Source organism: Microbacterium salitolerans (genome assembly GCF_019720895.1).
Classification (GTDB): Bacteria; Actinomycetota; Actinomycetes; order Actinomycetales; family Microbacteriaceae; genus Microbacterium.
In genome coordinates, this window is sequence record NZ_JAHKSH010000002.1 from 480,878 (window position 1) to 501,782 (window position 20,905).

The 20,905-nt window shown below is 70.6% G+C and carries 20 protein-coding genes; 12 read left to right on the forward strand and 8 right to left on the reverse strand.

What is annotated here, in order from left to right; translation table 11 throughout:
• Positions 1-89 precede the first annotated feature (89 nt).
• The 3 genes from KOL93_RS05505 to KOL93_RS05515 all read right to left on the reverse strand — a co-directional run bounded on the left by KOL93_RS05505 (position 90) and on the right by KOL93_RS05515 (position 3,620).
• The gene (locus KOL93_RS05505) at positions 90-1,823 is read right to left on the reverse strand and encodes an ABC1 kinase family protein (RefSeq protein WP_374107110.1); all 1,734 of its coding nucleotides are present in this window, start codon (positions 1,821-1,823) and stop codon (positions 90-92) included.
• A gap of 28 nt (positions 1,824-1,851) precedes the next feature.
• On the reverse strand, positions 1,852-2,418 hold the full coding sequence (locus KOL93_RS05510; protein WP_221584315.1) for a PadR family transcriptional regulator: 567 nt from the start codon (positions 2,416-2,418) through the stop codon (positions 1,852-1,854).
• A gap of 155 nt (positions 2,419-2,573) precedes the next feature.
• Positions 2,574-3,620, reverse strand: coding sequence for a M14 family metallopeptidase (locus KOL93_RS05515; protein WP_221584316.1), 1,047 nt, complete (start codon positions 3,618-3,620; stop codon positions 2,574-2,576).
• 128 nt (positions 3,621-3,748) lie between these two features.
• Here KOL93_RS05515 and hrpB point away from each other — a divergent pair, with 128 nt between their 5' ends.
• Positions 3,749-6,244 (forward strand): ATP-dependent helicase HrpB, encoded by a 2,496-nt coding sequence (gene hrpB, locus KOL93_RS05520; RefSeq protein ID WP_221584317.1) that lies wholly within the window; start codon positions 3,749-3,751, stop codon positions 6,242-6,244.
• Here hrpB and KOL93_RS05525 read toward each other — a convergent pair.
• Positions 6,233-7,435, reverse strand: coding sequence for an aminotransferase class I/II-fold pyridoxal phosphate-dependent enzyme (locus KOL93_RS05525; RefSeq protein WP_221584318.1), 1,203 nt, complete (start codon positions 7,433-7,435; stop codon positions 6,233-6,235). The two genes, hrpB and KOL93_RS05525, sit on opposite strands and share 12 nt — an antisense overlap.
• Positions 7,436-7,479: 44 nt before the next feature.
• Here KOL93_RS05525 and KOL93_RS05530 point away from each other — a divergent pair, with 44 nt between their 5' ends.
• Entirely contained in the window at positions 7,480-8,088 is a 609-nt protein-coding gene (locus KOL93_RS05530) for a GrpB family protein (protein WP_221584319.1), read from the forward strand.
• Between the two features lie 8 nt (positions 8,089-8,096).
• Here KOL93_RS05530 and KOL93_RS05535 read toward each other — a convergent pair whose 3' ends face one another.
• Complete coding sequence (locus tag KOL93_RS05535) at positions 8,097-8,828, reverse strand: formylglycine-generating enzyme family protein (RefSeq protein WP_221584535.1); 732 nt, start codon at positions 8,826-8,828, stop codon at positions 8,097-8,099.
• A gap of 60 nt (positions 8,829-8,888) precedes the next feature.
• Here KOL93_RS05535 and KOL93_RS05540 point away from each other — a divergent pair, with 60 nt between their 5' ends.
• The 6 genes from KOL93_RS05540 (at position 8,889) to KOL93_RS05565 (ending at position 13,891) form a co-directional block, all read left to right on the forward strand.
• Positions 8,889-9,506 carry a class I SAM-dependent methyltransferase gene (locus KOL93_RS05540; RefSeq protein WP_221584320.1) on the forward strand — a complete coding sequence of 206 codons (618 nt, stop codon included), beginning with the start codon at positions 8,889-8,891 and terminating at the stop codon, positions 9,504-9,506.
• Positions 9,503-10,288: a class I SAM-dependent methyltransferase gene (locus KOL93_RS05545; protein ID WP_221584321.1), complete on the forward strand. Its 786-nt coding sequence runs from the start codon at positions 9,503-9,505 to the stop codon at positions 10,286-10,288. Before KOL93_RS05540 ends, KOL93_RS05545 begins: the two co-directional genes overlap by 4 nt.
• A gap of 14 nt (positions 10,289-10,302) precedes the next feature.
• Complete coding sequence (locus KOL93_RS05550; protein WP_221584322.1) at positions 10,303-10,953, forward strand: HAD family hydrolase; 651 nt, start codon at positions 10,303-10,305, stop codon at positions 10,951-10,953.
• Between the two features lie 274 nt (positions 10,954-11,227).
• The gene (locus KOL93_RS05555) at positions 11,228-11,755 is read left to right on the forward strand and encodes a CGNR zinc finger domain-containing protein (RefSeq protein ID WP_221584323.1); all 528 of its coding nucleotides are present in this window, start codon (positions 11,228-11,230) and stop codon (positions 11,753-11,755) included.
• A gap of 62 nt (positions 11,756-11,817) precedes the next feature.
• On the forward strand, positions 11,818-13,368 hold the full coding sequence (locus tag KOL93_RS05560; RefSeq protein ID WP_221584324.1) for an HNH endonuclease signature motif containing protein: 1,551 nt from the start codon (positions 11,818-11,820) through the stop codon (positions 13,366-13,368).
• 58 nt (positions 13,369-13,426) lie between these two features.
• Positions 13,427-13,891, forward strand: a complete 465-nt coding sequence (locus KOL93_RS05565) for a GNAT family N-acetyltransferase (RefSeq protein WP_221584325.1) — start codon at positions 13,427-13,429, stop codon at positions 13,889-13,891.
• 1 nt (position 13,892) lies between these two features.
• On the opposite strand, the gene KOL93_RS05570 is transcribed toward KOL93_RS05565, so the two are convergent.
• From KOL93_RS05570 to KOL93_RS05580, 3 genes are all read right to left on the reverse strand, one after another.
• On the reverse strand, positions 13,893-14,405 hold the full coding sequence (locus KOL93_RS05570; protein ID WP_221584536.1) for a GNAT family N-acetyltransferase: 513 nt from the start codon (positions 14,403-14,405) through the stop codon (positions 13,893-13,895).
• Complete coding sequence (locus KOL93_RS05575; protein WP_221584326.1) at positions 14,402-14,830, reverse strand: cupin domain-containing protein; 429 nt, start codon at positions 14,828-14,830, stop codon at positions 14,402-14,404. The genes KOL93_RS05570 and KOL93_RS05575 overlap by 4 nt, the downstream gene beginning before the upstream one ends.
• 204 nt (positions 14,831-15,034) lie before the next feature.
• Positions 15,035-15,526, reverse strand: a complete 492-nt coding sequence (locus KOL93_RS05580) for a signal peptidase I (protein ID WP_221584327.1) — start codon at positions 15,524-15,526, stop codon at positions 15,035-15,037.
• 252 nt (positions 15,527-15,778) lie between these two features.
• Here KOL93_RS05580 and KOL93_RS05585 point away from each other — a divergent pair, with 252 nt between their 5' ends.
• From KOL93_RS05585 to KOL93_RS05600, 4 genes are all read left to right on the forward strand, one after another.
• On the forward strand, positions 15,779-17,065 hold the full coding sequence (locus tag KOL93_RS05585; RefSeq protein ID WP_221584328.1) for a M18 family aminopeptidase: 1,287 nt from the start codon (positions 15,779-15,781) through the stop codon (positions 17,063-17,065).
• Positions 17,066-17,069: 4 nt separating this feature from the next.
• Complete coding sequence (locus KOL93_RS05590) at positions 17,070-17,942, forward strand: 3-methyladenine DNA glycosylase (RefSeq protein WP_221584329.1); 873 nt, start codon at positions 17,070-17,072, stop codon at positions 17,940-17,942.
• A gap of 157 nt (positions 17,943-18,099) precedes the next feature.
• Positions 18,100-19,725 carry an ABC transporter substrate-binding protein gene (locus KOL93_RS05595; protein WP_221584330.1) on the forward strand — a complete coding sequence of 542 codons (1,626 nt, stop codon included), beginning with the start codon at positions 18,100-18,102 and terminating at the stop codon, positions 19,723-19,725.
• Positions 19,726-19,850: 125 nt separating this feature from the next.
• Positions 19,851-20,903 (forward strand): ABC transporter permease, encoded by a 1,053-nt coding sequence (locus tag KOL93_RS05600; RefSeq protein ID WP_308291562.1) that lies wholly within the window; start codon positions 19,851-19,853, stop codon positions 20,901-20,903.
• The last annotated feature ends 2 nt before the right edge of the window (positions 20,904-20,905 follow it).

The window sequence follows — 20,905 nt, forward strand, 5'->3', positions numbered from 1 at the left end:
ATTTCGTTCGTCGGCTGTCGGAGCGGATCCACTCTGTCAGGAGGCGACGCCGGGACGCGAACCTGCCGCCTGTCGCGGTCGTGCGTCGGTCACCGCGGCGTGCGACTGCCGCGTCCGCCGAACAGCGCGTGCAGAAGCGGCAGCGCGGAGGCTGCGATGAGCACCGTTGCCCACGCGGGGCTCGGCTCGAGCAGGAGCGCGCCGCCGATGAGGAGGCCCGCGAACAGGACGGCGGACGCCACCCGCCGGGCGATGCCCGTGAGCCGGTCGAGGCGCCGCTCGAGGCGAGACGTGTCGAACGTCAGCGAGCCGTCCTCGATCCGCGTCACGACCGCGTCGAGACGCTGCGGCATGCGCCACAGGATCGCGGCGCTCGACGTCGCCTGCGACGTGAGATCTCCGACGACGTTCCGGCTCTCCTCGCGGAGCAGCCGTGCGGCATAGGGCTCGGCAGCCGACCACAGGCTGAACGCCGGGTTCAGGCTGCTGCACATCCCGGACGTGAGCGCGACGGTGCGGAACAGCAGCAGCAGCTTCTCGGGGAGCTGGACGGGCAGCACGCGGATCGTGTCGCCGAACTCGGCCGCGAAGTCGCGGAACTCCCGCGGGTCGACGTCCTTGAGCTCCGACATCGCCATGCCGCCGAATCGGGCGAACAGCGTCGTGAGGATCCGCTCGAGCTCTGGCGTGTCGGCCGACGGCAGCAGGACGCCGATCTCCTGTGCCGCGGCGACGAGTCCGCGGCTGTCCCGTGATGCGACGGCGACGAAGAGCATGCGGAGCCCGTCTCGCAGGTGGGGCGGCACGTCGCCCATCATCCCGAAGTCGACGAACGTCAGCTTCCAGCCGGTCGGCGAGCTCGGATCGCCGGTCGGCGTCACGAACATGTTCCCGGGGTGCGGATCCGCGTGGAAGAAGCCGTGCTCGAACACCTGGTCGAGCATCACCTCGGCGAAGATCGACGCGACCTCCGCCGGATCGATGCCGGCGGCGCGCAGCGCATCCGTGTCGGCGATCTTGATGGCTGTGACGTCCGACAGGGTGAGCACGCGGCGGGTCGTGCGCTCCCAGGCGATCGCGGGGGCGTCGACGCGCGGATCGTCCGCGAACGCCTCGGCGAAGCGCTCGGCGCTCGCCGCCTCGTGCAGATAGTCGATCTCCTCGTGGCAGACCTCCGCGAATTCCTCGACGAGGCCCGGTGCATCGACGCGGTCGGCGACGATGCGCACGCGGCGCAGCCACCCGGCGACGCGCCGGAGCGCGGCCAGATCGACGGCCACGATCCCGTCGATGCCCGGTCGCTGCACCTTCACGATCACGTCCGCGAAGCCGGCGTCGCCCGACGCCGCGGGAGTCAGCCGCGCGCGATGCGCCTGACCGAGTGAGGCCGCGGCGACCGGATCCGCGTCGAACGACGCGAAGGCACGGTCGAGCGGCATGCCGAGCTCGGCCTCCGCCAGCTGTCGGATCGCGGGGAACGGCACCGCGGGCACCTCATCCTGCAGATCCGCGAGCTCCGAGGTGACCTCGGGTGGGAGGACGTCGAGGCGGGACGAGAGGAACTGGCCGACCTTGATCATGAGCCCGCCGAGATCGATCGCGAGGGCGCGGAAGCGCTGCGCGACGCGCTGCATCCGCCGGTCGCGTGTGCGCGCGACGAGCCGGCCGAAGCCGACGCGGGCGAGGACGAGCTCGTACCACCACGTCTGGACGAGGACGCGCGCCGCGAAGGCGAGGATGCGGCGATATCGGGCGCGGTGCACCCCCGTCGCCGGGTCTTTCGCGGGCACCGTCGTCGACGGTGCGGCGGTCGCGGTCGTCACGGTCGTCTCGCCCCCATCGACGACCTCGTCACGCGTCGGCCAGGATCGTGTACAGCTTCTTCCGGGCCTCGTCGAGCACGGCGACGGCACGCTCGACCTGCTCGGGTGTGCCCGTGCGAGCGACCTGCGCGGCGGCCCCGGCGAGATCCGCGCCGGCCTTCGGGATGGCCCCGAACGAGGGATTGCTCCGCGCACCGGGCGCCTCCCACGGGGCGGGCTTGTCGGCGGCCTCCTCCGAGACCTCGCGTCCGGCCTCGGTGAGCGAGTAAGTCTTGCGTCCGCCGTCCTCCTCGGCGGCGACCATCCCCTCGTCGGCGAGAAGCTGCAGGGTCGGATAGACGGATCCGGCGCTCGGCTTCCACGTGCCGCCGCTGCGCTCCTCGATCTCGCGGATGATCTGATACCCGTGCATGGGCCGCTCGGCCAGTACGGCGAGCACCGCGGCGCGCACGTCTCCACGCGCCATCCGGGGCGATCCGGCGCGCGGATCCATCGAGCTGCGCAGCTGCTCCATCGCCTCCCACAGGGCGGCTCCCGGCCCCCCGCTGCTGAATCCGGCCCCGCCGAACCCGCTTGACGCAGATGTTCTGTGCATGATGCCTCCTCGCTGTCGGCTCGCGGTACGCGAGCGATACATAACGATATGTCGTTCGCCTACGGAGCGGAAGGGGTGTCCGGATGACGCGATACGCGTCATCCGGACACCCCGAACCGGACCTCGGTCCGGTGCACCTCAACGCCGCGGCACGGTCATTCCTTGCACGAGGTGCGGATGCGGTCGCCGCGCTCGGGAAGGTCGAACACGCTCTCGGGGTCGACGGAGTCGAAGCTGCCGTCCGTGATCGCGCCGAGCACTGAGTCCATGCTCGTGAGCGCCTCCTTCGTGAGGACACCCGACGACTTCTGGCCGACCTCCTGCTGGCCGCGCTGCTCGATCAGGAGCGTGGGGATCCCGTCCAGCGACAGCCCGTTCCGCGCCGTGGTGGCGGTGTCGGACTGCGGATAGAGGGTGACCGTGGCGTGGCCGTTGCCGGCCAGCCCGTCTCCGATCACGGACGCGGCGCGCTTGGCCGTGTCCGCGACGCCGGCGGCGACATCCGGGTGCGTGCCCCACATGACCGACATGGTCGCCATGTCGCCGTCCTCGGTCCCGTAGGTGACCTGGTGGTGGTAATCGAGCACGAGGTCGGGCTGGACCTCCTGCAGGAACTCCTGGATCGCGGCAGCCTCGGGCGCCAGGCTCATGTCCTGGTCGGAGGGACCGAAGGTGCGGTTGAGGTCGACGTCGTTGCTGTTGCGGCGGGGGTCGAGGCCGCTCGCCCAGTCGTCGCGGTTGTACCGCTCCCAGCCGTCGGGGTTCAGGCGGGGCACCACGACGAGCGTGACTGCGTCGCGGATGTCCTGCGCGGCGGGCGATGGTGCCGATACGTTCTTCAGCAGCGCCACCGCGGCCTCCGTGCCGATCGGTTCATCGCCGTGGATCTGCGTCTGCACGACGATCGTGCGAGAACCACTGCCCACGGTCACGGCGTTCAGCGCGCGCCCCTCGACCGAGCGGCCGATCTCCTCGACGGAGACGACGTCTCCCCGCCGTGACTCGAGCCGGTCGATCTGCTGCTGCAGCTCCTCGTTCGACAGCATTCCGTTGAGATTGACGGGCTGCTTGCCGCATTGGACGTATGGGCCGTTCGGTGTCGAGTCGGAGCTCGCAGACGCCGGTGCGGCGAACGCGGCGATCGAGAGGGGAAGTGCCAGAGCGGCCACGGCCAGCGCGGCGATGGGACGGCGACGTCGCATGTCGGTCTCCTTCATTGGGGATCAGGGCACCGAACAGTTAACCGGCACGCCGGCCCCCGCGAAAGCCGAGTGCCACGCTTCGCACAGAGTGGCGGTCGGCGTTCGTCGGCCTCGGAGACAATGGACGGATGACGTTCGACCTCGCGACCATCGGCGCCGGGCTCCCCGTCGCGTCGGCGCGATCGCAGCTCGAGGCCGCGATCGCGACCGGCGCGATGGTCGTCACCGCTCCCCCGGGCACGGGCAAGACGACGTTCGTGCCGCCGCTCGTCGCGAACGCGGTCAGCGGTCGCGTGGTCGTCACGCAGCCGCGCCGCGTCGCGGTCCGCTCGGCCGCGCGTCGGATCGCGCAGCTGGCGGGAACCGCACTCGGCGGATCCGTCGGGTACACGGTGCGCGGCGAGCGTCACGTCTCCCGCGACACCCGGATCGAGGTGGTGACGCCGGGCATCCTGCTGCGCCGGCTGCTGGCGGATCCGTCGCTCGAGGGCGTCGCGGCCGTGATCCTCGATGAGGTCCACGAGCGGTCGGTCGATGGCGACCTGCTGCTCGGCATGCTGACCGAGGTGCGCGAGCTGCGCGACGATCTCGCGCTCGTGGCGATGTCGGCGACGCTCGACGCGGGGGCGGTGTCGGGCCAGCTCGACGGTGCTCCGATCGTCGACGTGCCGTCGGCGCTCCATCCGCTGACAGTCGAATACGCCGCCAGCGGTGAGCCGCGACTCGATCTGCGCGGCGTCTCCCGGGCTTTTCTCGCGCACGTGGCCCGTGTCGCCGCCGACGCGCAGGCGGCCGATGAATCCGACGCCCTCGTCTTCCTGCCCGGCGCACGCGAGGTCGACGCGGTCGCGCGGATGATCCGCGAGAGGAGCACCGCCGAGGTGCTCCCGCTGCACGGTCAGCTGGCGTCCCGAGAACAGGACCGCGCGACGTCGGGGCGCCGCGCTGCCGAGGACCCGGCGCGCATCGTCGTGAGCACGGCGCTCGCCGAGAGCTCGCTCACGGTACCCGGGGTGCGCCTCGTGATCGACGCCGGGCTGTCGCGGGAGGCGCGGCGCGACAGCATCCGCGACATGTCGGGACTCGTGACGGTGAGCGCCTCGCGCGCCAGCGCCGAGCAGCGGGCGGGCCGCGCGGCGCGCCAGGGACCGGGTCGCGTCGTGCGGGTCTACTCGGAGGTCGACTTCGCGCGGATGCCGCCGGCTTCGCCGCCCGAGATCACCTCGGCCGATCTCACGGACGCCGCGCTCCTCCTCGCCGCCTGGGGCACGCCCGGTGGCGCCGGCCTGCGCCTGCTCACAGATCCGCCCGCGGCGTCGATCGCGACGGCGACCGCCGCACTGCGCGCGCTGGGACTCGTCGACGATGCGGGCCGCGTCACGCGCCTCGGAAGCCGTGTCGCCGCCCTGCCCGTCGGGGCGCGCGAGGGGCGGGCGCTGCTCGGCGCCGCGAAGGAGGGCGTCTCGGCGGCGGTGGCGGCCGAGACCGTCGCGGCGCTCTCGGGTGGGTTCCGCGATCCCGGCGGGGATCTCACACGGCTGCTCCGCGAGCTACGCGATGGCCGCGCAGCTGGTGCGTCGCGCTGGGTACGCGAGGTGCGCCGGCTGACACGGCTCTCCGATGACGGCGGGCACCGCACGGAGCCGGGACTCGTGGTCGCCCTGATGCGACCCGAGTGGATCGCTCGGCGCGTCGCAGACGGTTCTCGCAGCTACCTGCTGGCGAGCGGCACCCGCGCGGCCGTGCCGGAGGGAAGCGGGCTACAGGGGTCCGAGTGGATCGCAGTTGCGGAGGTCCAGCGCGCCGACGGACGGGCGGCGGACGGCACCGGCGCGGTGATCCGGCTCGCCGCGGCGCTGACGGACGGCGACGCGCGTCACGTCGGCGCAGCGCTCCTCACCCGCGAACGGCGAGCGACGATCGCGGACGGCCGCGTGCGGGTGCGCGAGGAGGAATCGCTCGGGCGGATCCTGCTGTCGTCGACCCCCGTGTCCGCGCGCGACGAGGACACCGGATCCGCGTTCGCGGCGCACGTGCGCGAGCACGGCCTCGACGTGCTCACATGGACGCCCGACGCCATCGCGCTGCGCGGTCGCCTCGCACTTGTGGAGCGGGAACTCGGGGATCCGTGGCCGGCGATGGACGATGAGGCGCTGCTCGACCGGCTCGACGCGTGGCTCGCACCCGCGCTCGGGCGCCAGCCCGCTCTCGCGAAGGTCGACGTCACGGGGGCGCTCCGCCGCCTCCTCCCCTGGCCCGAGGCGTCGCGCCTCGACGAGCTCGCGCCGGAGCACCTAGCCGTGCCATCGGGCTCGCGGGTGCGGATCGACTATCCGGGCGCCGCGGATCCCGGCGCACACCCGGCCATCCCCGTGAAGCTGCAGGAGGTGTTCGGACTCGCCGAGACGCCGCGGCTCGTCGATGGACGCGTGCCGGTGGTGTTCCACCTGCTCTCCCCGGCGCGCCGCCCGCTCGCCGTCACGGGCGACCTCGCGTCCTTCTGGAACGGGCCCTACGCCGACGTGCGCAAGGAGATGCGCGGGCGCTACCCGAAGCACCCGTGGCCCGAGGACCCGTGGAACGCGCAGGCGACGGCGCGCACCACCCGCGCGCTACGTCGCTGAGGACAGCCCGTCGATCAGGCGGCCGAGGCGGCGGATCCCTTCACGCAGCTCGCCCTCGGCAGCCGCGTACGAGATCCGCACGTGCGTCTCGCCTGTCGCGGTGCTGAAGTCGCGCCCGGGCGTGATCGCCACGTGCGCCTCATCGAGTGCGCGCCGACAGAACGTCCACGCGTCGAGGCCGGTGCTGCTCACGTCGCAGTAGGCATAGAAGGCACCGTCGGGTGCGGCGCCGACCGGCAGGCCGAGGTCGGCGAGGGCGGGGAGCACGAATGCGCGACGGCGCTGGAACTCGGCCCTGCGCTCGGCGCAGAGGGCGAGCGATTCGTCGGTGAAGGCGGCGGTCGCGGCGATCTGGGCGGGCGTCGACGCGCACAGGAAGAAGTTGACGGCCAGTCGCTCGGCCGCGTCGACCAGGTTCTCGGGCAGCACCGCCCACCCGAGTCGCCAGCCCGTCATACCGAAGAACTTCGAGAAGCTCCCGATCGCGATCGCGCCCGGATCGATTGCGAGAACCGAGCGCGCCGGCGTGCCGTCAGGAGCGTCGTCCTGCAGGTCGAGGTAGATCTCATCGACGATCCGCCACGCGCCGCGCTCGCGTGCGAGGCGGCAGACGCGCTCGAGCTCGTCGAACGGGATCGCCGTCCCCGTCGGATTCGACGGTGTCGCGACCATCACCGATGCCGTGCGCTCCGTCCAGGCCGCATCGACGAGCGATGCGTCGAGCTGGAACCGGGTCGCGGGAGTCGTGGGCACGGCGACGACCTCGCCGCCGAACGCCTGAACGAGCTCGCGGTTGCACGGATACGAGGGGTCCGCCATGACGACCTCGTCGCCCGGATCCGTCGTCGCGGCGGTCGCGAGGAGCAGGGCGGCCGACGCGCCGGACGTGACGATGATGCGGGCCGGATCCACCGCGACACCGTGCACTTCGCGGTAGTAGCCGGCGATCTCCTCGCGCAGCGCCGGAAGACCCATCGCGGGCGTGTACGGCAGCGGCCGGCCGTCCATCGCATCGACCATCGCCTCGCGCACGGCAGGGGGCGCGCCGAAGTCGGGCTCTCCGAGCGACAGCTTGACGACGTGGGCGCCGCCCGCCTCGAGCTCCGAGGCGCGCTGGCCGATGCTCATCGCGTGGAACGGCTCGGCGCGCAGCGCGCGCTGCGCGACCTTCATGGGCTCTCGTTCGGTCACGCCTCCATCGTGGCAGGTCGGGAGGGTGCGGTTGACTGGGATCCATGCCCTCTGTCGATGACATCGTCACCTTCCAGCACGACGATCCCCCGCCCGGCCGCGATCCCTTCGTCATCCCCGCGCGCCCGCAGACCATCGAGGTAGCGGATTCCGACCCCGTGTGGCCGCACGCATACGAGGCCGTCGCCGCGCGCATCCGCGGTGTGCTCGGCGCGCGCGTCCTGCAGCTCGAGCACGTCGGATCCACGTCGGTGCCCGACCTCCCGGCGAAGCCCGTGATCGACGTCGATCTGATCGTCGCCGACTCAGCCGACGAGGCCGCCTGGGTGCCGCCGCTTGTCGACGCCGGCTTCGTGCTGACCGTGCGCGAGCCGTGGTGGCACGAGCACCGCGTCATGAAGCTGGAAGACCCTGCCGTGAACCTGCATGTGTTCTCGCCCGACGCACCCGAGCCGTGGAAGCACCGGATCCTGCGCGACCATCTGCGCCGCGACGACGGCGATCGCGAGCGGTACGCCGGGGCCAAGCGCGCCGCGGCCCGCGCCGCGAACGAGATCGGCGAGACGGTGATGCAGTACAACGCACGCAAGGAGGCGGTGATCCGGGAGATCTACGAGCGGGCGTTCCACGCGGCGGGGCTACGGCGGGGCTGAGCCCGGGGTCACCGCTCCAGCGGCGTCCATCCGAACGGCACGGGACCGTCGATGATCGCATTCTCCTCGTCAGCGCGCGCCGACCAGCCCTGCGCCTCGTCGACGGCGTCGAAGCCGCCGCGAGCGAGGCGGAACCCGACGTCGTCGTGATGCATGCGCGGTCCGCCTCCGCGACGCGTCGAGGCGCGCACGCTCCACGCCTCGTCCGCGTATCCGCCGCCGCGGAAGACGCGGTAGTCGCCGTAGCGCGCTGGATCCAGCAGGTCCCAGCACCACTCCCACGCGTTGCCGAGCATGTCGAACGCACCGTGCAGGTTGGGCATCTTCCCGCCGACGTCCTGCGGCGCCGCGACGCTGTCCGCAGCCGTCCACGCGATGTCGGAGAGCAGGCCGTACTGCGGCTTCGTGGAACCGGCGCGGCACGCGAACTCCCATTCGGCCTCCGTGGGCAGGCGATAGCCGTCGGAACCGACGTGCCAGGTGACGTCCTCGCCCTCGAACGAATATGCCGGGTCGAGTCCCTCCCACTCGGAGGCCGCGTTGCAGAGACGGATCGCCCGCTGCCACGTCACATCGACCGCCGGACGTCGCGGGTGCGCGGAGGCGACGCCGATGAGCTCGGCGAGCAGCTCCTCGGTCACCGCGTACACGCCGACCTCGAACGGCTCGAGGTCGACGGCGCGGCGCGCCTTCCGACGCGCGTCGTGGAGGGTCACGGATCCGCCGGGCACGCGGGTCATCTCGATGTCGGGCGTCACTGTGCCACTGTATGCGGGCGGATTGTCGGTAGCGTCGTGGGCATGGATCCCGCACGCGTCCGCGATGCCTACGGTCGCCGCGCCGCCGAGTACGTCGAGGCGCTCGGATCGGTCGAGGTGATGGCCGACGCGGACCGCACGTGCATCGAGACGTGGGCCTCGGGCCTCGACGGGCGCGTCCTGGACATCGGCAGCGGTCCGGGGCACTGGAGCGCGCATCTGCACGAACGCGGGAGTCTGATCGAGGGCGTCGAGCCGGTGCGCGAGTTCCTCGAGAGTGCGCGGGCGCGGTTCGTGGGCGTCGAGTTCCGCGAGGCATCGGTTCTCGAGATGCCGTACGACGACGGCGCGGCTCGCGGCGTGCTTGCGTGGTACTCGCTGATCCACCTGGATCCGGACGATGTGGCGCTGGCGCTCGCGTCGATCGCGCGCGTGCTCGCCCCCGGTGGATCGCTGCTGCTCGGGTTCTTCGAGGGGGCCGAGGTCGCGACGTTCGACCACGCGGTCGCGACCGCGTACTTCTGGCCGATCACTTCGATGACCGACCTGCTCGACTCGGCGGGGTTCGCGGTCGTCGGCGTCGAGTGTCGGACGGATCCCGGAGGCCGCCCTCAGGCGTCGATCATCGCCCGCCGCCATGCCGATACGCTCGCCACATGAGCAGTGATCTGCGTGTGTCGGCGGCGCGCTCCTTCGAATCCGGTGCCGACGCCTATGAGCTGTACCGACCGCCGTACCCGGGCCGCATGTTCGACGACATCGTCGAGGCCGCCGGCGATCTCTGGGGCGGCCCGCTCCTCGAGATCGGTGCGGGCACGGGCCGCGCGACGGTCGAGCTCGCGCGGAGAGGCGCCTCGATCGAGGTCGTGGAGCCGTCGCAGGACATGGTCGATGTGCTGACGCGTCGCCTGCATGACGCTGACGTCGCCGAATCCATCTCGGTCCGACAGGGCGTCTTCGAGGACGTCTCCCCTGACGAGTCCTTCCCGCTGGCCGTCGCCGCACAGTCGTTCCACTGGGCGGATCCCGCCACCCGCTGGTCGCGCCTGGCGCAGATACTCGGCACCCGCGGCCGGGCGTTCCTGTTCTGGAATGCGTGGAACCTCGACCCCGCGCACCACGATCTTCCCGCGATCACGGCCGTCTACGGCGAGCACGGCCCGGAGCTCCCGATCGGCCTCCCGCGTGACTACGTCGCGCGGATGTGGGCCGACGGCGAGATCGAACGCGATCCGCACGTGGCGCTCGTCGACCGCCGCTCGTATGAGTGGTCCCACTCGATGTCGCGCGACGCCTACCTCGGCCTGCTCGAGACGATCTCCCAATACGCGATCGCGCCGCGGGAGGAGCGAGACGCGCTGTACGGAGCGCTGGCACCCCTGCTCGGCGACGTCGTTCATCTGCAGGGTGCGACGCTCATGCTCGTGGTCGCGCGGGCGTGACGATCTTTCGGTGCGTGCTGTTCGACCTGGACGAAACGCTCATCGCGCACGAGACCGCCGCAGATCGCGCCGTCGAGGAGTGGGCAGGTCTGGTCAGAGGTGATGTCCGGGGAGCTGCGGAACGCTGGCGACAGATCTCGGCCCCGCACTACGCGCGGTACCAGCGGCGCGAGATCTCCTTCCCGGAGCAGCGGCGCGCGCGTGTTCGAGAGTTCTTCGGGCGGATGCTGACAGATGACGAAGCGGACTCCCTGTTCGCGCAGTACCTGCCGCTCTACGAGCGGGCCTGGTCGCTGTATCCGGACGCGATCCCCTGCCTCGCCCGTGCGCGTCGGGCCGGCTGTGTCGTCGGCGTCCTGACCAACGGCGAGCGGGAACAGCAGGCGCGAAAGATCGACCGCTTCGGGCTGGGCGCTCATGTGGACCACGTCATCTGCTCCTCCGACCTGTCGGCGGGGAAGCCGGATCCGCGCGCCTTCGCCGAGGCGGTGCGCATCATCGGGGTGTCGCCAGACGAAACGCTCATGATCGGCGACTCCCTGGAGAACGACGCGCGAGGCGCGCTCGCCGCAGGCCTCGATGCCGTGCTGGTGGACCGCGGCGGGGTTCATGCCGATTCGGGTGTCGCATCGGTGACGTCGCTGGATGAGGTGGAGTTCGCGTGAGCCGGGGGCTGGGCGGGGTGCGCCTGAGCGGCGCGAGGACGGCCCGGCGTCGCGACGAGGGCTGACATCGGCTCCGGCACCACTCCTCCGGCGACCACGACGTCGACGCGGCGCGCACGACAGTCCGCGCACATCACGTAGACGACCGTGCCCTCGCTCGTGCGGTGCCAGGATTCGGTCGTCCAGCCGTGTTCGTGGAACCGCGCTTCCCTGGGTCGCACCGCGGGGATCTGCCGCTCTGTCGTCATGAGCTCCAGCGTGCTGTAATGCCCTTATGCATCTCAACCCTTACGGGGAGTACGCCGTCCTCCTGGCCGCGTCGCTGGCGAACCACTGGCCAGACGACCGCGAGCAGATCGAGGCGAGGACGCGCGAGTTCGGCATGACGATGGACTTCGCGCGGCGGCCTGGCGATCATGCCCAGACGCGGCGCGTGATCGACCGCTGGCTCGAAGTGGTGGACGCTCCCGACGACGACCGGCGGGCCGACCGACTGAACGCCGAGATGGCGGGCGCGGCGGCGTATCCGCGTCTCACGAATCATGACGACGAGGGCTGGCACCTGCACTACCGCGATGAGAACCAATCACTCGCGCACGTCCTGCACGCCGTGATCAGCGTCGGCACGGCGCTGCACCTGACGACGCGGGGCATGCATCGTCTCGGACGCTGCGGGGCGGACCCATGCCGCAGGGTGATCGTCGACGTCACGCGCAACGGACGACAGCGGTACTGCTCGGTGACGTGCGCGAACCGCGATGCGGTACGGAGGCATCGGCAGCGCGCGCGTGCAACAGGGTAGATTCGGGACGGGAACTCTCGAACATGACTTCGAATGTCAGAGGTTCTGCTCAGACTGAATGCATGACATCGATCGCCGCAGCAGCCTCCTCGTGGGAGATGACGTCCGAGGAGCGCAGCGACGCTGATGCGCTGCTGACGACCCTCGAAGCGGCCGAGCGCACCATCGCGGCCGCCGAAGCGCTCAAGGCCGCGACGACGGCCGAACTCCGGCGCATCGCCGAACAGCAGCGAGAGCGCACCGACTCCGAGAGCGAGTACGAGTTCCCTCATCGGTCGATGGGCGCGGAGGTCGCGTCCGCGCTTCGGGTCTCGCCGCGCACGGCGCAGGCGCGCCTGGAGGAGGCGGCCGAGCTGGTGGAGGGCTTCCCCGCGACACAGGCGGCCCTGAGCTCCGGGTTCCTCACACGGGCGCACGCGCGTGAGATCGTCGCAGCGGGCGGGCATCTCACAGGTCGCCTCCGGGCGCGCTTCGAGCGGCGCATCATCCCCGAGGCAGAGACCCGCACGCCGGGGCAGCTGCGCAGGATCGCTCGCGCGCTGGTCGAGCAGGTGCGTCCGTCATCCTTCGCGGAGCGGCACGGGCGTGCGCGAGACAGGCGCGGCGTCTTCGTCACCGATCTCGACGACGGCATGTCGGAGCTGTGCGCTGTCCTCCCCTCGCCCCTCGCCCACGGAATCCACGACCGACTCACGCAAATGGGGCACACCGTCATCTCCGACCGACGGGCGGCCGCACGCGAGAAGCGCAAGGAGGAGCGGCGACTGGCGCGGAGGCAGGCGCGCGCGGCGGCGCACGACGGCGACGCGCCTGGGCTCTCGGATCCCGCGATCTCCCCTCACGAGCGCGATGACGAGCACGCCACCCGCGCCTCGGCGGGGCTCGATGCCGGAATCGACCCCGACAGCGCAGGCGCCCCACCGTCGCCCCGTCCCACCCGAGCCGACGCGTCCGTAGAGGAGCCCATCGAGGAGCGCGTCGACACGCGCACACTCAGCCACGTTCGCGCCGATCTCCTCAGCGACATCCTCGTGACAGCGAGCCCGACGGCGCACCGGCTGCACGCTGCGGGCACAGAGGCGACTCTGGCCGAGCTTCGGGCGACCGTGCAGGTCGCGATTCCGGTCGCGCAGATCACGACGCCCGACACGGCGACGGCCGCGCCGACGATCGACGAGGCGCTCCCAATCGACGCCGAATCAGCACGTGTGCTCGCGGGGCAGGCCTCCGGATGGGATCGTCTCTTCATCGCGGTCGAGACAGGCGATGTGATGCGCACCGACCGCTACCAGCCGACGGCCGCGCAGCGGCGCATGCTCGTCGCGCGCGATCTCACCTGCCGCTTCCCAGGCTGCAACCAGCCCGCGCGACGGTCCGACGTCGACCACACGGTCGACTACGCGCGGGGCGGAGAGACCCGAGTCGGCAACCTCGGTCACCTCTGCCGATCCCACCACATGGTCAAGCACCACTCGCCGTGGAGCGTGATGCAGCGCGACGGCGGCGTGTTCGAGTGGACCAGTCCCACGGGGCGCCGATATCGCAGCGACCCCGCGAGCCGAGTCATGTTCACGGAGGGCGACGATCCTCCGGATCCGTCGGCGCCGTTCTGAGGACGCGACAGATCCGAGGGTGAGTGCGTCGCACGGCCCCGGGCGCTAGCGTGACGCCATGTCGATCACCCTGCGCCTCATGGATCCTGCCGCGCGCGACGACCTCCTCGCGCGGATCGACGACGAGTTCGTCGCGAGCGTCGTCGCGAACGGCGGCGACGAGGGATCCGCGCGCCAGTCGGCGAGCGCCGCGCGCACACGAGCCTTTCCCGACGACGGCTCCGACTCAGGGCATCGCATCTTCGTCATCGTCGACGGCGAGGACCCCGCCGGTCACGTCTGGATCGGCCCCTACGTCGCGGATTCGACGAGCATGTGGTGGGTGTGGAGCATCGACGTCGACGAGGCGGCCCGCGGGCGCGGCCTCGGTCGCGAGGCGATGGTCCGGGCCGAGATCTACGCCCGTGAGCACGGTGCGACCCGCATCGGCCTCAATGTCATGGGCAACAACGCCTCGGCCCGTGGGCTCTACGCCTCCCTGGGGTACGACATCGTGTCCATCGGGATGTCGAAAGGACTGTGAGTCACCCGCCGACCAGCCGCTTGAACCCGGCGTGCGAACGCACGAAACCGAGACGTTCGTAGAAGCGATGCGCGTCGGGGCGGGACGCATCGGACGTGAGCTGCACGAGCTGCGCGCCCGCGTCCGTCGCCGCCCGCTCGGTCACCCAGCGCATCATCGCTCCCCCGATTCCCGCGGAGCGCAGATCGCTCCGCACGCGCACGGCCTCGATGAGCAGCCGGGTGGAGCCGCGGCGGGAGAGGCACGGAATGCGCGTCAGCTGGAACGTGCCGACGACTGCGCCGCCGAGCGTCGCGACCACGAGATCGTTCGATGAGTCGCTGAGGATCTCGTCGAGCGCCGCGGCATAGCGCGGCCGGTCCGTGTCGCGAGCGAGGTCGCCCCGCGTCGCGCCGATCGCGTCGTCCGCGATCAGTCGGATGACGTCATCGAGATCACCCGCTGCGGCTCGACGCAGCGTGAACGCCCCGACCCGCGCCCACAGATCGGCGGGGAGGTCGAGGGCCGAGATCACCACGGCATCGGGCGGTCCATGACGGGCGATGCGTCGTCGGGGAGGCGCGGCAGCTCCTCGCCGCCCGCTCGGATGCACAGCCACCTCAGGTCCTCGTCGCCGTCCGGGGCCGCGCGCCAGGTGCGCCAGACGCCTTGCCCCACGCGCACGACCGAGCCGGGTTCGACGTCGACCACGTCGTCGTCGAGGCCCATCTGGCCGCGCCCCGCGAGGAACACGTACAGCTCCTCGACCTTCGAATGCGCGTGCCAGTAGCCGGCCTGCTCCCCGGGGGCCATCGAGTTCACCGTCATGCCGATGAACTGCATCGCGAGCTCGTGATCGACGACCCTCCTCCCCTGCTTCCGCGTCTCGGGGCGGAAGCCTCCAAAGTGGTCGCCCCACTCGCTGGGGCCGCCGATGTTCGTCACCTCGTAGTCGCTCATGGCCTCACGGTACGGGCGCGCGGCGGCGCGCACCAGCGCCTGCCCGCTGCCACGGCGGCGCTCGTCTCCGGCGAGGCGTTTCCGCCGACAAGCCTGCCGAGGACGAGTTGCTGGCGCGCTGGCCGATCGTGCATCCTCGCGGCGCGGTCTCCTGAGGGATCACTGCGCCATCGATGACACAGTCCTCACCGCGGCGAGAGTCTGTCAGGCGGTCAGCGGGTCGATCCCCAGAGCGTCCTGAATCCACAGCTGCGGCAGCCCAATGTACGGGATCGCGAATCGCGAGATGCCGACCTCCGTCACCTCGTAGGTCTCACGATCGACGCCCTCGTTGGCGTCGCCCTTGAGCGTGAGGACGCTCGCATCGTCGGCGCCGCCCTCGATCTCGACGACGCGATGCGTCACCGTGCCCGGCCCATTGAAGCGATCCGTCGTGACGATGTCGCCGGGCTCGAGGGTGTCGGCGTCGACCTGCTGGGTGTACACGATCGTGCCCACCGGGTAGCCGGGCTCCATGGAGCCGGAGATGATGACGAGCGGCGTGACGTGCAGCGCCGCGAACATCAGCGTGAGCGCTGCGCCCGTCGCCGCCGTGGCACCGGCGGCGATGAGCGCGATGCGGCGCCCCAGATGGCCGGTGCGGCGCGCGGCCGAGACCGTTGCGACGGACGCCGTGCGAATCATCGCCTGTGACATGGTCGTGCTCCCCCATCGCGGAGGGGCAGGGCGGGGGCCGTCGGGCTCGGCCACCCTTGCAGCACCTGCTGTTCACTCCGCGTTCACTCTCCATTGAATGCGATCACATGGAGAACCGCACGGCATCTCAGCGAACACGGAGCGCTTTCGCCCCGATCATCAGGGTTTCCTTGCGGAGGGCGACGGGAGACCGCGCACGCGGAGTCCGGCGATCGTCCGACGCCATCCAGGTGCGACAGACACAATGGGAGGGTGACCTCTCGCATCCCGGATGACGCCCGCACCCACATCGACGACCTCGCCGCCTTCGTACAGGCCTCCCCGTCGTCGTACCACGCCGCGCGCGAGAGCGCCCGCCGCCTGGACGCGGCCGGGTTCTCGCCGCTCGACGAGACGACGACGTGGGAGCTCGCGCCCGGTTCTCGGCACTATGTGGTGCGCGACGGGTCCGTCATCGCCTTCGTGCTGCCTGCGGAGGCCGCGCCGACGACTCCGTTCGCGATCGTCGGGGCGCACACCGATTCCCCGAGCTTCAAGCTCAAGCCGCGGCCGACGACGAGCGGCACGGGCGGCTGGTGGCAGCTCGGCTGGGAGGTCTACGGGGGGCCGCTCCTCAACTCATGGCTCGACCGCGAGCTCGAGCTCGCCGGACGGATCGTCACGCGGGACGGATCCGAGCACGTCGTCCGCACTGGGCCGCTCGCGCGGATCCCCCAGCTCGCCGTGCACCTCGATCGGCAGGTCAACGACGGGCTGACCCTCGACAAGCAGCGCCATACTGCTCCCGTGTGGGGCATCGGCGACGGCGAATCGGCCGACATCCTCGCCGTGCTCGCGCGCGAGGCCGGTGTCGATGCCGAAGACATCGGTGGATTCGACATCGTCGCCGCCGACACCCAGCCCCCGCGCACGTTCGGCGCCGACCACGCGCTCTTCGCGAGCGGACGCCTCGACAACCTCCTCTCGACGCATGCCGGGCTCGTCGCGATCCAGGACGCCGCTCCGACGGGCCGCATCGCCATGTTCGCCGCCTTCGATCACGAGGAGATCGGATCCGCGTCCCGCTCCGGTGCCGCGGGGCCGTTCCACGAAGCGGTGCTGACGAGGATCCTCGGAGCATTCGGAGCGACCCCCGAGCACCGCGCGCAGAGCTTCGCGCGATCGCTTCACGTGTCGAGCGACGTCGGCCACGCGGTGCACCCGAACTACTCCGAGCGCCACGACCCCGCCAACCAGCCGGTGGCGGGCGGAGGCCCGATCCTCAAGATCAACGCGAATCAGCGCTACGCGACCGACGCGCACGGCGCGGCCGCCTGGAACGCCGCGTGCGCGTCCGTCGACGTGCCGACACAGGAGTTCGTGTCCAACAACGGTCTCCCCTGCGGCTCGACGATCGGCCCGATCTCGGCGACGCGCCTCGGTATCCGCACGGTCGACGTCGGTGTGCCGATCCTCTCGATGCACTCGGCCCGCGAGCTGACCGCCGTCGTGGATCCCTGGCACCTCTCGCGCGCCATGAGCGCCGTCCTCGCGCGCTGACCCGATGATCGAGCTGGCGCGGGAGTCGTGGCGAGAGCGAGAACGGCTTCACGAGGAGCGAGCCGATGCGCTCACCGCCGCGCACCGCGACCGCGCGCGCCGGGATGAGAAGCACCCGGTCTGGGACTTCCTGTTCACCTACTACTCGTACAAACCCTCTCTGCTGCGCCGCTGGCATCCCGGGACGGGTGTCACCCTCCTCGACGCCGCCGACGAGCCGCGCGCGGGCTGGCGCTGGTACAGCCCCGGGGAGCGGCCGGGCTCTCTCATCGCCGACGCCGACGGCTTCGCGCGCGAGAAATCCGGACTCGCGCGGCTCATCGAGATCATGCTGAGGCGCACGGCCTCGCGTCCCGGGCAGTTCGACTGCTTCGGCCTGCACGAGTGGGCGATGGTCTATCGCCAGGAGGAGCACCGGCACCCGCAGCCCCTGCGCCTCGGGCAGCGCGGCACCGACGGCGTCGTCGAAGCCCACGAGCTTCGGTGCACGCACTATGACGCGTATCGCTTCTTCACTCCGGATGCGGCTCCCCGCAACCGCACTCCCCTCCATCGTGAGACGCAGCCCGACCTCGACCAGCCCGGCTGCCTCCATGCGGGCATGGACGTGTACAAGTGGGCCGTGAAGCTCGGCCCCCTCGTGCCCGGCGAGCTGCTGCTCGACGCATTCGAGCTGGCGCGCGACATCCGCCAGCTCGACATGGAGGCGGCGCCGTATGACATCCGCGCATTCGGGTTCGACCCCGTGCGGATCGAGACGCCAGACGGCAAGGCCGAGTACGTGCGCCGTCAGCGTGCATTCGCCGAGCGCGGCGACCGACTGCGACACGCCCTTCTCGACGCGTGGCAGGGATCCTCGACACCCGTCGCATTCTGACGATCCTGCCGCGGGGCGGTGCGCATTCTGCTCACCGCCGGCGAGTGGAATATTCGGATTCGGTTCGTGCCTGACCGTTCGCCGTGTGAATATTGAAGAATCCCTGTCACCGACTCGCGGTGGCACACAGCACACGGCATCTTCGAAAGAGGCACCAATGACCCTCACGACGCGCGCGCGCAAGCGCGCCACGGTCGCCGCGGTTCCCGCCGTCGTCGCCATCACGCTCGCCGGCTGCGCGAGCACGGATGGCGGCGGCGACGACGGCGGCGCGGGCAACGACATCCTCGTCGGCACGACCGACGCGGTCACCCACCTGGACCCCGCCGGGTCATACGACAACGGATCCCTCACTCTGCAGACGCAGGTGTTCCCCTATCTCGTGAACACGGCGCCGAACAGCACCGATGTCGTGCCCGACCTCGCCGAGACGGCGGAGTTCACGGGCCCGAACGAGTACACGGTGACGCTGCCCGAAGGCCTCACCTGGGCGAACGGCAACGAGCTCACCTCGAGTGACGTCAAGTTCACGTTCGACCGGCAGCTCGCGATCGCGGCGCCGAACGGCCCGTCGTCGCTGCTCGGGAACCTCGAATCGGTCGAGACCCCCGACGAGCAGACCGCTGTCTTCCACCTGACCAATGCCGACGATCAGACGTTCCCGTACGTCCTGACGAGCTTCCCGGGAGCGATCGTCGACGAGGAGTCGTTCTCTGCCGACGAGGTCACGCCCGACGACGAGATCGTCGAGGCGAACGCCTTCGGCGGCCCGTACTCGATCACGGACTACACGTTCAACGAGCTCGTCGAGCTGACGCCGAACGAGAACTACCAGGGCCTCGTCGACGCGGCCGCGAACGACAGCGTGCTGATCAACTACTACGCGGAGTCGTCGAACCTGAAGCTCGCCGTCGAAGACGGATCCGTCGACGTGGCGTACCGCAGCCTGTCGCCCAGCGATGTCGAGGACCTCTCCGGCAACGACAGCCTCGCGGTCCACGAGGGTCCCGGCGGCGAGATCCGATACATCGTCTTCAACTTCAACACGCAGCCGTTCGGCGCCGAGACCGACGACGCGGATCCAGAGAAGGCACTCGCCGTGCGCCAGGCACTCGCATCGCTCATCGACCGCGAGGCGCTGAGCGAGCAGGTCTACGACGGCACATACACGCCGCTGTACTCGTACGTCCCCGAGGGCTTCGCCGGCGCGACCGAGCCGCTCAAGGAGATGTACGGCGACGGCCAGGGCGCGCCCTCGGCAGAAGCCGCCGAGAAGGCACTGTCGGACGCGGGAATCGAAACGCCGGTGGCGCTGTCGCTGCAGTACAGCCCCGACCACTACGGACCGAACTCGGCCGATGAGTACGCCATGATCGAGCAGCAGCTCGAAGCCGACGGCCTCTTCGACGTGACGCTCGCGGGCACCGAGTGGGTCCAGTACTCGGATGACCGCGTCGCCGACGTGTACCCGGCGTACCAGCTCGGGTGGTTCCCCGACTACTCCGACGCGGACAACTACCTCACGCCGTTCTTCCAGTCGGAGAACTTCCTCGTGAACCACTACGCCGACGACGAGGTCGACCAGCTCATCGCCGAGCAGGCGTCCGAGCCCGACGCCGCCGCGCGCGAGGCGCTCATCGGCGACATCCAGCAGAAGGTCGCCGAGGACCTCTCGACCGTTCCCTACCTCCAGGGAGCCCAGGTCGCGGTGACCGCGGCCGATGTCGAGGGCGTCATCCTCGACGCGTCGTTCAAGCTCCGCATGGCGTCGCTCACGCGCTGACCGGCACCGAGCACAGTCGATCCGGGGCGGTTCGTCCATCAGGCGAACCGCCCCGGATCCCTGTTCCACCCGATTCCCACAAGGACTCCCCCGTGGCTGATACCGCCCTCGCCGCCGACACACCGGTGGCGCCCCCGAGGAAGAAGAGCGGATCCGGCGGCACCTCGCTCTGGCGATACGTGCTGATCCGCTTCCTGCTCATCTTCCCGACCATCTTCATCCTCGTGACCACCGTGTTCCTCATGATGCGCGTCACAGGCGATCCCATCACGGCCGCGCTCGGCGGCCAGCTCACGCCCGCGCAGCTCGCGGAGCGCATCGACGCGGCCGGATACAACCGACCGCTCGTCGTGCAGTACCTCGACTACCTCGGCAGCATCGCGACCGGTGACTTCGGAACGACGATCGACGGTCAGACCGTCACGAGCGTCCTGCTGCGCTATGGCGGTGCGACGCTCGAGCTTGCGATCTACGCGCTCATCGTCGCCTTCGTCGTCGGCATCCCGCTGGGCATGCTCGCGGCGGCGATCCGCGACCGCTGGGGCGACGCCGTGCTGCGCATCCTCGCGATCCTCTTCTACGCGACGCCGGTGTTCTTCGCCGGTCTGCTGTTCAAGCTCGTGTTCTCGGTCTGGCTCGGCGTGCTGCCGAGCTCGGGACGCGCCTCTCCTCGCGTCGAGCTGCAGCTCGGGCGCATCGACGGTGCGACCGGCATCTACACGATCGACGCCCTGCGCACCGGGCAGTGGTCGCTCATCAGCGACGTGCTCGCTCATGCGATCCTCCCCGGCCTCGCGCTCGGCCTCCTGACGGCGGGCGTCTTCCTGCGTCTCGTGCGCACGAATGTCATCGGCACGCTCTCGATGCCGTACGTCGACGCCGCGCGCTCACGGGGCGTGAGCGAGTTCCGGCTCGTGCGCAAGCACGCGTATAAACCCGCGCTCATCCCGATCATCACGGTCATCGGCCTGCAGATCGCGGTGCTGCTCGGCGGCGCCGTCCTGACCGAGACGACCTTCGAGTGGATGGGCCTCGGCTACCAGCTGAGCGAGTTCCTCAAGGCGCGCGACTTCGTTGCCGTGCAGGGCATCGTCGCCCTGCTCGCCGTGATCGTCGCGCTCACGAACTTCATCGTCGACATCATCGCGGCGTTCATCGACCCGAGGGTGAGGTACTGACG